At 61.1% G+C, this 14,297-nt stretch carries 17 protein-coding genes and 1 tRNA gene; 11 read left to right on the forward strand and 7 right to left on the reverse strand.

Annotated elements, in window-relative coordinates:
* Positions 1-95: 95 nt before the first annotated feature.
* On the reverse strand, positions 96-326 hold the full coding sequence (locus ACSSVY_RS14145; protein WP_454270223.1) for a helix-turn-helix domain-containing protein: 231 nt from the start codon (positions 324-326) through the stop codon (positions 96-98).
* 86 nt (positions 327-412) lie between these two features.
* Between ACSSVY_RS14145 and ACSSVY_RS14150 the strand changes: the two genes are divergently transcribed.
* Positions 413-703 carry a hypothetical protein gene (locus tag ACSSVY_RS14150; RefSeq protein WP_454270224.1) on the forward strand — a complete coding sequence of 97 codons (291 nt, stop codon included), beginning with the start codon at positions 413-415 and terminating at the stop codon, positions 701-703.
* Positions 700-873, forward strand: coding sequence for a hypothetical protein (locus tag ACSSVY_RS14155; RefSeq protein ID WP_454270225.1), 174 nt, complete (start codon positions 700-702; stop codon positions 871-873). Before ACSSVY_RS14150 ends, ACSSVY_RS14155 begins: the two co-directional genes overlap by 4 nt.
* Before the next feature lie 89 nt (positions 874-962).
* On the opposite strand, the gene ACSSVY_RS14160 is transcribed toward ACSSVY_RS14155, so the two are convergent.
* Together ACSSVY_RS14160 and ACSSVY_RS14165 are read right to left on the reverse strand one after the other, a co-directional pair.
* A tRNA-Thr gene (locus ACSSVY_RS14160) sits at positions 963-1,038 on the reverse strand.
* Positions 1,039-1,104: 66 nt separating this feature from the next.
* Complete coding sequence (locus ACSSVY_RS14165) at positions 1,105-2,004, reverse strand: hypothetical protein (RefSeq protein WP_454270226.1); 900 nt, start codon at positions 2,002-2,004, stop codon at positions 1,105-1,107.
* A gap of 113 nt (positions 2,005-2,117) precedes the next feature.
* Between ACSSVY_RS14165 and ACSSVY_RS14170 the strand changes: the two genes are divergently transcribed.
* The 4 genes from ACSSVY_RS14170 to ACSSVY_RS14185 all read left to right on the forward strand — a co-directional run bounded on the left by ACSSVY_RS14170 (position 2,118) and on the right by ACSSVY_RS14185 (position 6,781).
* Positions 2,118-2,579, forward strand: coding sequence for a (2Fe-2S)-binding protein (locus ACSSVY_RS14170; protein ID WP_454270227.1), 462 nt, complete (start codon positions 2,118-2,120; stop codon positions 2,577-2,579).
* Positions 2,580-2,582: 3 nt separating this feature from the next.
* On the forward strand, positions 2,583-4,823 hold the full coding sequence (locus ACSSVY_RS14175; protein WP_454270228.1) for a xanthine dehydrogenase family protein molybdopterin-binding subunit: 2,241 nt from the start codon (positions 2,583-2,585) through the stop codon (positions 4,821-4,823).
* A gap of 44 nt (positions 4,824-4,867) precedes the next feature.
* A complete protein-coding gene (locus tag ACSSVY_RS14180) occupies positions 4,868-5,920 on the forward strand; it encodes an AbrB family transcriptional regulator (RefSeq protein WP_454270229.1) in 1,053 nt (350 codons plus the stop codon).
* Positions 5,921-6,025: 105 nt separating this feature from the next.
* Complete coding sequence (locus ACSSVY_RS14185) at positions 6,026-6,781, forward strand: SDR family NAD(P)-dependent oxidoreductase (protein ID WP_454270230.1); 756 nt, start codon at positions 6,026-6,028, stop codon at positions 6,779-6,781.
* Between the two features lie 7 nt (positions 6,782-6,788).
* Here the strand turns inward: ACSSVY_RS14185 and ACSSVY_RS14190 are convergent, their stop codons facing one another.
* The 4 genes from ACSSVY_RS14190 to ACSSVY_RS14205 all read right to left on the reverse strand — a co-directional run bounded on the left by ACSSVY_RS14190 (position 6,789) and on the right by ACSSVY_RS14205 (position 10,745).
* Positions 6,789-7,571: an ion channel gene (locus tag ACSSVY_RS14190; RefSeq protein WP_454270231.1), complete on the reverse strand. Its 783-nt coding sequence runs from the start codon at positions 7,569-7,571 to the stop codon at positions 6,789-6,791.
* A gap of 43 nt (positions 7,572-7,614) precedes the next feature.
* Entirely contained in the window at positions 7,615-9,432 is a 1,818-nt protein-coding gene (locus ACSSVY_RS14195) for an ABC-F family ATP-binding cassette domain-containing protein (protein ID WP_454270232.1), read from the reverse strand.
* Positions 9,433-9,473: 41 nt separating this feature from the next.
* The gene (locus ACSSVY_RS14200) at positions 9,474-10,211 is read right to left on the reverse strand and encodes a GNAT family N-acetyltransferase (protein ID WP_454270233.1); all 738 of its coding nucleotides are present in this window, start codon (positions 10,209-10,211) and stop codon (positions 9,474-9,476) included.
* A gap of 78 nt (positions 10,212-10,289) precedes the next feature.
* Positions 10,290-10,745 carry an outer membrane protein assembly factor BamE gene (locus tag ACSSVY_RS14205; RefSeq protein ID WP_454270234.1) on the reverse strand — a complete coding sequence of 152 codons (456 nt, stop codon included), beginning with the start codon at positions 10,743-10,745 and terminating at the stop codon, positions 10,290-10,292.
* Between the two features lie 88 nt (positions 10,746-10,833).
* Between ACSSVY_RS14205 and ACSSVY_RS14210 the strand changes: the two genes are divergently transcribed.
* From ACSSVY_RS14210 to ihfA, 5 genes are all read left to right on the forward strand, one after another.
* On the forward strand, positions 10,834-11,397 hold the full coding sequence (locus ACSSVY_RS14210; RefSeq protein WP_454270235.1) for a YceD family protein: 564 nt from the start codon (positions 10,834-10,836) through the stop codon (positions 11,395-11,397).
* 163 nt (positions 11,398-11,560) lie between these two features.
* On the forward strand, positions 11,561-11,767 hold the full coding sequence (gene rpmF, locus ACSSVY_RS14215) for a 50S ribosomal protein L32 (RefSeq protein ID WP_008281050.1): 207 nt from the start codon (positions 11,561-11,563) through the stop codon (positions 11,765-11,767).
* 23 nt (positions 11,768-11,790) lie between these two features.
* Positions 11,791-12,909 (forward strand): phosphate acyltransferase PlsX, encoded by a 1,119-nt coding sequence (gene plsX / locus ACSSVY_RS14220; protein ID WP_454270236.1) that lies wholly within the window; start codon positions 11,791-11,793, stop codon positions 12,907-12,909.
* Positions 12,906-13,880 (forward strand): beta-ketoacyl-ACP synthase III, encoded by a 975-nt coding sequence (locus tag ACSSVY_RS14225; RefSeq protein WP_454270237.1) that lies wholly within the window; start codon positions 12,906-12,908, stop codon positions 13,878-13,880. Before plsX ends, ACSSVY_RS14225 begins: the two co-directional genes overlap by 4 nt.
* Before the next feature lie 68 nt (positions 13,881-13,948).
* Positions 13,949-14,293, forward strand: a complete 345-nt coding sequence (gene ihfA, locus ACSSVY_RS14230; protein WP_296430493.1) for an integration host factor subunit alpha — start codon at positions 13,949-13,951, stop codon at positions 14,291-14,293.
* Positions 14,294-14,297: the final 4 nt, after the last annotated feature.

Genomic DNA, 14,297 nt, shown 5'->3' on the forward strand with positions numbered 1-14,297 from the left:
CGACCGCGCCATGTTTCTTCTCCCCCATGCTGTTTGGGGGGAAATGAATCACAAGCCTATGCCAAAGAACAGAAATTTATGGGTGCGCTGCCTAGTCAGATATTCTTGCGCAATCGGACGCCTGCTCCGCCTCCATTCTCTGCGATGAACTCGACCCCGGCGGATTCGAGGGCGGCGCGGAGCGCGGCGATGGTGCGCGAATAAGGAGTACTCTGTCCCATTTCAAAGCCCGCAATGGTACGCTTCGCAACACCCGTGGAGCTTGCGAGATCGCCTTGGGACATCGCCAGCATTGCACGGGCGGCGCGGCATTGTTCTGGCGTCATAATTATACCTTGCACTTCTGATGCAGTATGCGTTATTGATGCAGTGTTGCATTAATGGTGTAATACCACAAAAGGAGTCTGAGACAATGACGAACATTCCCGAGCACGTTCGCTGTAATCACGAAAGAACCTCGGAGAGGCTATACCAAGCGTGCGCAATACTGCGCGCCGTCGAGCAGATGGCCGAGGCTGCAAGACTGCCGAACTCACCCGAGACTGAAAGCCTTTTCGCTCTGATTGCCGCAACACAGTGCAAGCTGATGGAAACCTGCGAAGCACATGACATTGAATGGGCAGGGCACGGCGGCATGGCAGACACCTTGACGCTCGAGGAAATCGCTGAAGCGCGCGGTCAAATCGAGGGGACTGGCCGATGAGCAGGCTCGAAAGCAGCGGCCTGGACTTCATGGCCGAAGGGCTCGATGCCTGCACCAAGCCGCAGACTGGCCCAAAGATATTTCGCCTGCCAAGTGCTGCGAGGCGGATGACGGCATCAACATTTCGACAAAGACTGGGTTCGATTCGCTTCGTCTTTTTTGGTTCTTAAATGCAGTGACAAATCCAGTGACAACGTCAAAATAGTTGGTCTAGACTTCACCGGCGATACCTATAGTCTATTGTTTTAATTGTGTAAAATGGTGCCCCCACACGGACTCGAACCGCGGACCTACTGATTACAAATCAGTTGCTCTACCAGCTGAGCTATAGGGGCTTGCGCGCCTGATTAGACAAGCTGTCTCGGCACTGCAAGCGAAATTCTCACTCAATTGCCCCCGCTTCACGGGGTAATGACCTGAACGCCCTGCATGCGCTGGACTGTGAACATGTCTTCGTCATAGAGCTCGGTCAGCGTGCCCACCACAGCATCGGTCCAGCCGGGCACGTCCAGCTCTTCCTCGATGGCTGCCTCATCGGCAAACTTATCCAGAAACGCGGCAACGACCCGGCGCTTCTGCACTTCGGTCATGCCCGGATGGGCCGCCACATAGCCGCGAAACCGCTCGAGACCTGCCGGCGTCATAATCTCTTCCATCAGGCTGAACTCGCCTTCAAATTGCACCGTGGGGTCAATTCCAGCCAATTCACGCACGACCTGGCTCCAGATCAGCGGCGTATCCTCATTGCACCAGACGGTGACGGGAATATCCGGATGATGGGTGCGAATCCGGGTGACAAGCTCCGACCACCTCAGATGCGCCACGTCATAGCCACGCAACAAGGCCTCGATCGTCTCGAATTCGGTCTGTCTGAGCAGCGGCGGCAAGAAGGTCGCCGGATTGACCACTCCAAGAAACAACTCGATCTGATCGTCGGGAAAGAGTTGCCGAAAGAGATTGAGCCGATGCTCGGCCGCGCCGTAAAAGGTCCCGCCGCCTACCGCCATCTTGGGCGTGCCGAAGAATCCCGGATTGGACAGAACAAGACGATCCACCGCCCCCTCATTGCTGATGGCATCAACCAGAATGTCGCGTGCATCCGGTGCCAGCCCGGAATCCTGGGCCTGGTGCAGAATATCCCGCACCAAACGGCGATAGCGTTGCGGATCAGGCACATTGGTGCCGTGGTCAGCCAGCATCTCTCGATTGGCGGACAGGCAATTGATCAACCTGTCGTCATCGGTGTGATGGGCTCCTGCGTGAATGACGACCTGCATCCGTTTCCCGGTTTTTTGCTTCATAGGCCCCTACTATACGGTCTTTGCGCCCGAGTGAAACAGCAATTGCCATGCCATCTGGACAACTGAACTGATCGGTTTATTATTGTCCGAAAGGCTGCAAAAAAGGGCTGCGTGTGCAACTCACCGTCAACGGCACCAACCATTCTCTGGAGGATCTCGAACCCGACATGCCGCTCCTCTGGGCGCTGCGCGATATTCTGGGCCTCACGGGGGTGAAATATGGCTGCGGTATCGCCCAATGTGGCGCCTGCACTGTGCATATCGACGGGGTGGCCACGCGATCCTGTCAGGTGGCGGTGGGCGATGTCTCGGGGCCAGTGACCACCATCGAGGGGCTGGGCACGCCCGACGCGCCGCATCCGGTGCAATCCGCATGGATCACACATCAGGTGGCGCAATGCGGCTATTGCCAGTCCGGCCAGATCATGCAGGCCGCAAGCCTCTTGTCCGAGACACCCAATCCCACCGACACCGAGATTGACGACGCCCTATCCGGCAATCTCTGCCGCTGCGGCACCTATCCCCGTATCCGCGAGGCCGTGAAAACCGCCGCCCGCAGCCTCAGGGGCGCGTGATCCATGGGCCGCGTCAAAACCATCGCCCGCCGCACATTTCTCATCGGCTCTGTCGCCATCGCGGGCGGTGTGGCCTTTGGTGTCTGGCGGTATAAGACGCCCTACGCCAACCCGCTCCTCACCGACCTGCCCGAGGGGGCAGCAGCCCTCACGCCCTATGTGCTGATCACCTCTGAGGCGATCACCCTCATCACCCCCCGCGCCGACAAGGGCCAAGGGGCAACATCTGTGCAAGCGGCGCTGATTGCCGAGGAGCTTGACGTAGACCTCGACCAGATCAAGACCGATCCCGGCCCCCCCAGCCCTGCCTATTACAACACCGCCCTTGCAGGCGATGCCGTGCCCTTCCGCGCCACCGACGAGAGCTGGCTTGCTGAAACCGTGCGCAGCCTTGCCGATGCGCCAATGAAATTTCTCGGCATGCAGATCACCGGCGGCTCCACCACCGTCCCTGATGGTTTTGACAAACTCCGCCACGCCGGGGCCGTGGCCCGCGAAACGCTCAAGGCCACCGCCGCCCGGCTGCATACCCTCTCCGTAACCGATTTAAGAACCGAACGCGGCGCGGTGATCCTGCCCGATGGCACGCGCCTCAGTTACCAAAGCCTCGCCGCCGAGGCCGCGACCACCGATCCTGTCACCGATGTGACCCTGCGCGCGCCCTCCGACTGGCGTCTCCTCGGCCAGCCGATGCAGCGGATCGACATCGTCGCCAAATCGACCGGCACGCAAACCTACGGCATCGACGTGAGCCTCCCCGACATGGCCCATGCCGCCCTCCGCCTGAACCCTGCGATCGGCGGCGCACGGCTCAGCCATGATCCCGCCCCCGCCCTCGCCATGCGCGGCGTGATCACCGTCGTGGCCCTGCCCGACGGCGTTGCCGTCATCGCCGACACCACATGGCGCGCGATGCAGGCGGTCGCCGCCATCCCGGTCGAATGGGGCTCCGCCCAAATTCCGCCCGAGATGGACGCCCATTGGCAGAGCCTCTCCGACAGCTTTACCCCCGACCGGCAAGACAGCCAGTTCCGCGACGCGGGTGATATCGACACCGCCCTCTCCGATGGCACCGATCTGACGGTCGAATACCGCGCGCCCTACCTCGCCCATGCGCCGCTCGAACCGCTCAACGCCACCGTCCTCTACACGCCCGAGCGGGTCGATATCTGGACCGGCACCCAGGTGCCGCGCTTTGTACAAAATAACGTGGCAAACCTTACAAACCTTACACCCGACGCCATCCACATCCACGCCCTGATGATCGGCGGCAGCTTTGGTCACCGGCTCGAGGATGAGGTGACGCGCCACGCCACCCGCATCGCAATGGAATTGCCGGGGCGGCCCGTGAAACTGACCTATTCCCGCGAAGAGGACATGACCCACGACTTTCCCCGCCAGATCGCGATGGCGCGCGGGCGGGGCCGGGTCGAGAATGGACAGGTCGCGGCCTATGATCTGGGCATCGCCATGCCTTCGATCCTCGCCTCACAAATGGGCCGCCAAAGCATCCCCGCGCCGGGGCCGGACCTGCAAATCGTGGCCGGGGCATGGGATCAACCCTTTGATATTCCTCACTATCGCGTCACCGGCTACCGCGCGCCCGAATTGGCGCCGATCTCGTCCTGGCGCTCGGTCGGGGCGTCCTCCAACGGGTTTTTCCATGACTGTCTGCTCGACGAATTGATCCACGCCGCCGGGGCCGATCCACTGGCCGAGCGCTTGCGCCTCTGCACTGACGCCCCTTCGCGGCAGGTGCTGGAAGCAGTCGGCGAGATGTCAAACTGGGGCAGCCCCCTTGCCCGCGGTCAGGGGCGCGGCGTCGCGTTCTGCCTCTCCTTCGGCGTGCCCTGCGCGCAAGTGGTCGAGGTCACGAACACCGAAAACGGCCTCCGCCTCGACCGCGTCTTCGTCGCCGCCGACGTAGGCCGCATCCTTGATCCGATCAACTTTGACGGGCTGGTCAAGGGCGGCGTTCTCTTTGGTTTGGGCCATGCGATGCACGCCCAGATCACCTATGCGGGCGGCGCGGCAGAGCAGAGTAATTTTGATACATTTCAATCGCTTCGCCTCTTCCAATGCCCCGAAATCACTGTGCGCGGGTTGGAAAACGGTGACAACATCAAGGGCATCGGTGAGCCGCCCGTGCCCCCCGCCGCCCCCGCCTTGGCCAACGCCATCTTCGCAGCCACAGGTCAACGCCTGCGCGAAATGCCCTTTGACAAATTCGTCACATTCCTCTGATCCCCCTCTTGCCCCCGCCCGCGCCCGGTGCTTGAACGGGCGCCATGCCGATCTTTGCAACCACCCTTCTTCTCTTGGCCCTGTCCACTCTTTCGGGCTTTGTTGGCCAAGCCATTGGTCTGCCCTTGCCTTTTATGCTGGGTCCGCTGGCCATCTCGGCCCTCATCGCCACCGCCCTGCCTGAACGCCTGCCCACAGGCTACCGTTTTCCGCAGAAACTGCGCTTGATGTTCATCGCCATCATCGGCCTTATGATCGGCGCGCAAGTGACCCCAGCCCTCTTTACCGAGGCGCATCACTACGCGCTAACCTTCGGCGCAGTCACGCTTTTTGTCGGTCTGGCACATGCCATGGGCTATACGATCTTTCGCCATCTTGGCGGCTATGACCCCACCACCGCCTTTTACGCCAGCACCCCCGGCGGGCTCTATGAGAGCATCGAACTGGGCGAGGCGGCAGGTGCCGACGTGACCCGCCTGATGATGCAGCAATTCCTGCGCATTATCGTTGTGGTCACGGCCCTGCCCCTTGGCCTGTCGCTCTGGCTGGGGGCACCGGTGGGTAGCTCAGCGGGCATGACCATGGCCCGCCCCGATGTGCCATGGTCCGACCTGCCGCTGATCGTGCTGGCGGGGTTGGGGGGCTTGGGGCTGGGCCATGTGCTGCGCCTGCCCGCCGGGCAGATGACCGGGCCGATGGCCCTTGCGGCGGCGCTCTCGCTCACGGGCTGGCTCAGCTTTGATATTCCACAATGGCTTGTAAATATGGCACAAATCGTGCTTGGAACGGCGCTCGGCATGCGTTTCACCGGGCTTAGCCGCGGCCTGTTGCTGCGTGGGGCTGCGCTTGCGATGGCGGCGGTGGGCGCGATGCTGACCCTCGGCGTCGGGCTGGCTCTCGCCCTGCATGAGATGACGGGCGAGGCGGTGGATGTGCTCCTCATCACCCTCGCTCCCGGCGGCGTCACCGAAATGGCGCTGGTCGCCCTCAGCCTTCAGGCGAATCCCGCCTTTGTGACGATCCACCACATCTACCGCATCGTGCTCACCGTGCTGACGCTCGGGGTGATCACCCGCTTGCGACAGCGCCAAGGGTGAACGGAGTCGAGTAATTGGGCCAAGAAAAAGCCTAAGACAGTCTTTGACAGCAGGGATCACACCCAATATTTGAACATATGTTCATTTAACTCAAGCGAGGACAGCATGCGCATTGACGAAACGGCCGCGATCATCACCGGCGGTGCTTCTGGTCTGGGCGAGGCGACAGCCCGCCATTTCCGCGCCATGGGCGCCGCAATCACGCTCCTTGACCGCGATTCGGAGCGAGGAGAGGCCATCGCCGCCGAAATCGGCGCGTCATTCGTGACAACCGATGTCACCGATGAGGCGTCAGTGTCAGCCGCCATCGCAGCGGCCAAATCCGCCATGGGCCGGATCACGGCGGCAATCAATTGCGCAGGCATCGCCACCGGCGCCAAGGTGCTGGGCCGCGATGGCCCCCACCCACTCGACCTCTTTCGGCGCACGCTCGACATCAACCTTATCGGATCTTTCAATGTCGCGCGGCTTGCGGCGGCGGAGATGGCGCATAACACCCCCGATGCGGATGGCGCGCGCGGTGTGATCATCAACACCGCCTCCATCGCCGCCTTTGACGGGCAAAAGGGTCAGGCCGCCTATGCCGCCTCCAAGGGGGGGATCGTCGGCCTCTCGCTGCCCATGGCCCGCGATCTGGCGCGCGAGGGCATCCGCGTCATGGCCATCGCCCCCGGCACCTTTGCCACGCCGATGCTGCGCGGCCTGCCGCAAGAGGTGCAGGACAGTCTGGCGGCAGAGGTGACATTCCCCAAACGCCTCGGCGATCCGGCGGAATATGCCCGGCTCGCGACCTTCATCCTCGAATGCGGCTATCTCAACGGCGAGGTGATCCGCCTTGATGGGGCGCTGCGGATGCAGTGACGCGCAGCTATGCGCCCTCAGTCTCGATCCGGACCTCACGGCCACAATGCTTGCAGTGGATGGCATCAGGGTCATGCCGCAACAGGCCACAGCCCTCGCATTTGTAGCGCACTTTGGAGGGCATGAAGATGGCCCGCGCCAGTCCGAGAAACAGACCAACCCCCACCACCATGATCCCAACCGCCAAGAGCCGCCCGATGCCCGTGGTCATGATGATATCGCCAAATCCCGTGGTGGTCAGCGTCGTCACCGTGAAGTAGAGCGCATCGACATAGGTCTCCAGCCCCGGCTCCTTGCCCCCGCGCAACAGCAAGACCAGCGCCGTCATGGTAAAAATGAACACCAAAAGGTTCACTGCCGCCACGATCGGATCCTCATGGCGACGGAAAAACCGCACATCGCGGCGCAGATCACGCAGCAGATGGTAAGAATGCACGAGTCGCAGCGCGCGCAAGAGCCGCAGCGCGGCCCAGCCCTGCCCCAGAAACGGCGCCACAATGAGCGAAGCCAGAACAATCATATCAACCAGCACATAGATCTGGCGCAGGTGGCGCAAGCGTTTCTCGGCAATCCACAGGCGACAGAGGAAATCGCCAAGGATGATGAGCGCAACGACGACATCCGCGACGATAAGCGTCGGATTGAGCGTCAAGGTGGCCGTTGCCAGAAAGAACAGAATGCTCAACGCGTCAAAGATCAGCAGCGCATAGCGAAAACGGGTCGCGCGCGTGCTGCGCCCTTCATAGAGTCGCCTGACACGTTCCTTCATTCTGTCGTCCGTCGCGGTCATGAAACGCACCTTAGCGGCGACAGGTGTCGGACTACAGCAGAAATCAGCCTTCTGCCCGCTCTGCCAACGCCAACCACTCCTCCTCGGCATCAGCCAAGGCCGCTTGCCGCGCCGTCAAGGCCTCCGTGGCCTTTTTGAATTTGATCGGTTCGCGCGTAAAAAGCGCCGGATCGGCCAAAAGATCTTCGAGCTTACCAATCTCGGCACCAAGGCGTTCGATCACCGCCGGCAGTTCCTCGAACCGGTGTTTTTCAGTAAAACTGAGGCGCGTCGCGGCGGGTTTTGACTGCTTTAACTCCGGCTTTTTACTATCTGTTCTTTCAGATTTTTTAGCCGACTCCTCTGTGACATCCGCCAAGCGCTGCGCCCGGTAATCCGACCAGCCCCCAGCATAGGTGATGGCGTGACCATCCCCCTCCATGGCGATTGTCTTGGTCGCCACCCGGTCAAGAAAATCGCGATCATGGCTGACCAGCAGAACAGTGCCGTCGTAATCGTCAAGCAGCTCCTGCAAGAGATCGAGCGTCTCGATATCCAGATCGTTGGTCGGTTCGTCCAAGACCAGCAGGTTACTTTCGCGCGCCATCAGTTTGGCCAGTAGAAGCCGAGCCTTCTCTCCCCCCGACAACGACTTGACCGGCGCGCGCATCTGCCGCTCGTCAAACAGGAAATCCTTGAGATAACCAACCACATGCCGGGGTTGACCGCGCACCAGCACCTGATCCGCCTGTCCCGATACCCGCATATCGGCATCGCCTGTCAGGCTTTCCCAGAGACTCATTTCCGGGTCCAGTTGTGCCCGCGCCTGATCGAACACCGCAGGCATCAGATTGGTGCCTTGGCTGACCGTTCCGGTATCAGGTTCAATTTCTTTGAGCAGCATTTTGAGCAGCGTCGTCTTGCCCACGCCATTGGGGCCAACAAAGGCCACCCGATCACCGCGCAGGATTTTGATGCTGAACTTATCCAAGATGAGCTTGTCGCCATAAGCCTTTGAAATATCGAGAGCCTCGATAACTTTCCGCCCCGAAGACGGACCCGCCTCAAGCGCCATCGCTGCCGTGCCCTGACGCCTGATCTGACTGCTGCGCTCCGCGCGCAATTCGGCAAGGGCGCGCACCCGACCCTGATTGCGCTTGCGTCGCGCGCTGATCCCTTCAACAGCCCAACGCCCCTCAGACTTGATCTTGCGATCCAGCTTGTGCCGCTGCTGATCCTCATCTTCCCAGATCTTGTCACGCCAGACTTCAAAGTGCTCGAAGCCCTTTTCCTGCCTCCGCGTCATTCCCCTGTCAATCCAGAGTGTTGCGCGCGTCAGTTCACGTAAAAAAGCGCGGTCATGGCTGATCAAGACAAAGCCTTTACGGGTCTCGCGCAACTCGGTTTCGAGCCAGGCAATCGCCTCGATATCGAGATGGTTTGTCGGCTCATCGAGCAGCATCAGATCGGGGGCCTCAGCCATCAGCTTGGCCAGAGCCGCGCGCCGCCGTTCACCGCCCGAAGCAGTGCTGACCGGGCGTGCCGGATCAAACTTCAGCCCCTCGCCCGCCATCTCAACTCGGTATGTCTCGGCCGGGTCCAATTCACTCGCGGCATAGTCCCCCAGCGTGGTGAACCCGACCATGTCAGGCTCTTGTTCCATATAGCCCACGCTGATGCCCGGTGTGACAACCCGCACACCGCGATCCGGCTCGACCAGACCGGCCATCACCTTCATCAGCGTGGATTTTCCAGACCCGTTGCGCCCCACAAGCGCCACCCGGTCGCCGGGTTGCACCACAAGTGAGAGATCGTGAAACACTGGCTCACCCCCGAAGGTGAGCGAAATGTCGGTGAGTTGTAAAAGAGGTGCGCGTGCCATGGGCGCGGGCTATCCTGCCGCCCCGGCAGCGTCAAGGGACCTCAGCCTGCAAGCGCGCGCAGCAGTCGTTTGCGCGTGGCCGGAATAGCGCCGATCTCAACGCCGGTAAACACATGCAGCGTGTTGAGATGCCGGTCGATGACCGCATGGTCGCTCACCCACCCCCCCATCATCAAATAGGTGCGCAACAGAGGCGGCATATGCCGCATCGCCAATTTCACATCCGGTTTGTGCCGCCGCAGCCGCTGCGCAAAGCGAAACACGCTCGGAGCCTTGACCTGCGGCCACCAGCGTCGCGGCGCCAGATGCCGCTCCCGCAGCATGGCAAAGGCATCGAGATAGGTGTCCGTTTCGGTTCCTTGAAACGAGGAACAGCCAAACAGCATCTCAATGCCGTTCTCATCGACAAATCGCGTCATCGCCGCCCAGGCCACTCTCAGGATATCGGGATCGTTCAGGCCGGGCGCGATACAGAACCGGCCCATCTCGGCCATCTTGCCCTCAAATCCGGCCAGCGCGGACAATTCATAGAACTGCGCAGAGTAGCTCTGCGCGACCTCAGAACCGCCGGTCAGCATCAGCATCCGGAAGCAACAAACCAAAGGACCGCTCGCACCGTCTTCGATCAGAACATGGGTGCAGATATCGTCGAACGAATCGCGATCCAGCCCCTCGGCCTCGCCCAGAAAGGCCCGCGCCCGCAACCGCTGTGCGGCGTGGCGATCCTCGGGCGTGGTGCCGATCCGTGCCTGATACCGCTGATTGCCAAGCCCTGCCATACCGCGACCCCGTCTGCGCTGAGCGACCCTAGTCCCGGTCGCTCTAGCACGCAAGCTGCGACAGCGGCATGACCTGTTTTACTCGAACGCGGAGGCGGGGTTGAGATTGCCGATATTGCTCAGGATCTGGCGGAGGAAGCCATTCTTGATCACAGACGAATCCGTCACACGCCGCGCGAGCGGCACGACTTGACCGTCCTCAAGCCCGAACTCTTCGATATTTGCGATGGAGTCATCGTCATTGAACGAAATTGCCAGAACCCGACGCTCCACGACCTGTGGGCGGAACATGCCATATTCACGCACCCGGCTGCGCACATAATAATAATCACCATCCGCCAGCACGCCTGACAAAGATGGCGGCCCAACGACATCGTCCACGGTGGCACGGGTATCCACCCCCACCACGAGGCTTTGCAGGTCTTCGTCGGGCGGCACATAGCCGTGATTGCGGTAGGTGGCTGAACAGCCGGTTGCGACAATAAGACAGCAAAGCGCCAAGGCGCTGACCACTCGGTTTCGGATCGCTGTCATTTCTGCCCTCTTGTCTTGGCCGCCTGCGGCTTTTATCCCGCTTACAGCAAGGTGATGCAATGTTTCAAGAATGGAAGCGAGGGGAAAGATGTCACAACACCCGCAAAAGACCCAAGTTATTCGCGTGGCTGACCTTTCGACCCGCCGGCCCGTGACGTTTGATCTGGTGTCTGACACGGCGCAGACAGAAGCGATCTCCGCGGAACTCGATCTGCTCGGTCTGCGCAAATTGCGCTTTCGCGGCACGCTGAGCGCCGAGGGGCGCAAGGATTGGTTGTTGCAGGCCGACCTGGGTGCAACCGTGATCCAGTCCTGCGTGGTCACGCTCGAGCCTGTGCAGACACGCATTGATGAGAAAGTCATCCGACGCTTTTCGCCAGAGGCCGATCGCGACCCGGTGGAACCCGGGGCGGAGATCGAGATGCCCGAGGATGACGCGTTTGAACCCTTGGGTGCCGAAATCGACCTCTCTCGCGTGATGATCGAGGCCTTGGCACTGGCGCTGCCCCCCTATCCGCGCCGCGATGGTGCCGAACTCGGCAGCCTCGCAATCGCCGAGGAAGGGGTTGCCCCCATGCAGGACGAAGAGACCAAGCCCTTTGCCGCCCTCGCCAGCCTGAGAAACAAGCTGCAAGAGGGAAATGACGACTGATCGCCTCACGCTGACCCCAAGAATCGCTTGCCCCGGCATTAAATCTCTGTATTTTCCCGCTCTCACCGGAATTTGGGGTTGAACCGGCGGCTCGTAACATACTATGAGCCGCGAACACCCGTGAAACAGGGCCATATCGGCCCACAGGAATTGAGGTTGCGACATGGCCGTCCAACAGAACAAAGTATCGAAATCGCGCCGCAACAATCGCCGCGCCCATGACGCGCTGGTTGCAGGCAATCCGAACGAATGCACCAACTGCGGCGAACTGAAGCGCCCGCATCATGTGTGCTCCGCGTGCGGACACTATGCCGACCGCGAGGTCGTGGCGCTGGTGGAAGAGATCGACCTGGAAGACGACGCGGCCTGAAGCCGCGATAGGCGATTTGCTGCATGACCGCTCGCACGGACCATTCCAAGGCGGGTGCAGGACGCACCATCATCTCGATTGACGCCATGGGCGGGGATCAGGGGCCGGCGACTATTGTCGCCGGCATTGCCGATTCTGCGTCCAAAAACCCCAAGATCGGGTTTATCGTTCATGGCCCCCGCGAGGAATTGGAGCGCCTGATCTCCAAACGTCGTGGCCTCTCCGAGCGATGCGAAATCCGGCACGCGCCCGAAGTTGTCACGATGGAAGACAAGCCGTCACATGTGGTGCGCCACGGGCGTGAGACCTCGATGTGGTCCGCGCTCGAATCGGTCCGCATGGGCGAGGCGACGGTCTGTGTCTCCTGCGGCAATACGGGCGCGCTGATGCTCATGTCAGTGCTGCGACTGCGCAAGCTGCCAGGCATCTACCGCCCCGCCATCGCGGTCATGTGGCCCTCCAAGAATCCGCAAAAGCACAATATCATGCTGGACGGCGGCGCAGATATTCGCGCAGATGCCAAGGATCTGATGCAATACGCCCTTATGGGGGCCTCCTATGCGCGCAACGGCTTCGGCCTTGCGCGCCCTCGGATCGGCCTGCTCAATGTCGGCACCGAAGAGCACAAAGGCCGCGCCGAACTTAAAGAGGCCTACGACCTCATCGCCGCCAACGCCCGGATTGCGGATTTCGATTTCGTCGGATTTGTCGAAGGGCGCGACCTGCCCGGCACCAAATGTGATGTGATCGTCACCGACGGTTTCACCGGCAACGTGGCCCTCAAGACCGGCGAAGGCATCGCCAAACTGATTGCCGACCTGCTGCGCGAGGCCTTTGCCTATTCGCTGCTGTCGCGCCTGGCCTCCGTGCTGGCCTATACCTCGCTCGCTCGCCTGAAAAAGCGGATTGACCCGCGCCGCGCCAATGGCGGCGTGTTCCTCGGGCTCAACGGCACCGTGGTCAAATCTCATGGCGCGGCCGATTCCATGGGCGTATCCTCCGCAATCAAACTGGCGTTCGAGCTGGCACAATCGGGCTTTTCCGACAAGCTGGCGGCGCGGGTTGCCTCTGCGGCGCTGCTGGATCAGGATGCCCCCTCAGATCTCCAAACAGAGCCCCAACCAGAGGCTGAAACTGAATGACACTGCGCTCCGTCGTCCAAGGTATCGGGCATTATCTACCAGACCGCATCGTTCCCAACTCGGAATTCGAAAAGACTCTGGAGACCTCGGATGAGTGGATTCGCACCCGCTCCGGCATCGAACGCCGTCATTTTGCCGCCGATGGGCAACCCACATCAGATCTCGCCGTGCGCGCCGCGCGCGCAGCCCTCACGAATGCGGGCCTTGTCGCCGATGACATTGACGGGATCGTTGTAGCGACATCGACACCAGACCTGACATTTCCCTCTGTGGCCACGATGGTGCAAAAAGAGCTTGGCATGACACGTGGCTTCGGCTTTGACATTCAGGCTGTTTGCGCAGGCTTCATCTATGCGCTCACCACTGCCAACGCGCTCATCCTCTCAGGTCAGGCGCAGCGCGTATTGGTGATCGGCGCAGAGACCTTCAGCCGCATCATGGATTGGACGGACCGCTCGACCTGTGTGCTTTTTGGCGACGGCGCAGGCGCATTGGTGCTTGCGGCAGATGAGGGCACCGGCACCTCCGCCGATCGCGGAATCCTGTCCTCCGACCTCAATTCCGACGGTCGCTATCGCGATATGCTTTATGTCGATGGCGGTGTTTCAACCACCGGCGAGGCGGGCAAACTGCGCATGCAGGGCAACCCCCTCTTCCGTCAGGCGGTCGAGAAACTCGCGTCGACCGCCGAGGCCGCACTCGAAAAAATCGGGCTGACCGGTGCCGATGTCGACTGGATCGTCCCACATCAGGCCAACATCCGCATCATTCAGGGCACGGCCAAGAAACTGGGCCTGCCGATGGACCGCGTCATCGTCACCGTGCAGGACCACGGCAACACCTCTGCCGCCTCGATCCCCTTGGCGCTCTCCGTCGGGGTGGCCTCCGGCAAGATCAAACAGGGCGATTTGCTGCTTGCTGAGGCAATTGGCGGGGGTCTGGCCTGGGGTGCCGTGGCCCTACGCTGGTGAATCTCACCAAAATGCGCGAAAAGGCGCGGGTTAACCGCTGCCTGTAAGTGGTTGAGATTGACTCGGAAATTTCTTCGCCGCAATGTAATGAAAAAAATCGCGGGGATGTGATGACCGACAAGACATTAACACGGATGGATTTGAGCGAGGCCGTTTTCCGCGAGGTTGGGCTGTCGCGCAATGACGCGGCGCAATTGGTCGAGAGCGTTCTTGACCATATGTCCGACGCCCTTGTGCGCGGAGAGCAGGTCAAGATCTCATCTTTCGGCACCTTCTCGGTGCGCGACAAGACGGCCCGCGTCGGCCGCAATCCCAAAACTGGCGAAGAAGTGCCGATCAACCCACGCCGGGTGCTGACCTTTCGCCCCTCCCACCTGATGAAAGACCGCGTCGCCGACGGCACCAAGAGCTGAGGAT

This window comes from Roseovarius sp. MBR-51 (genome assembly GCF_053628575.1).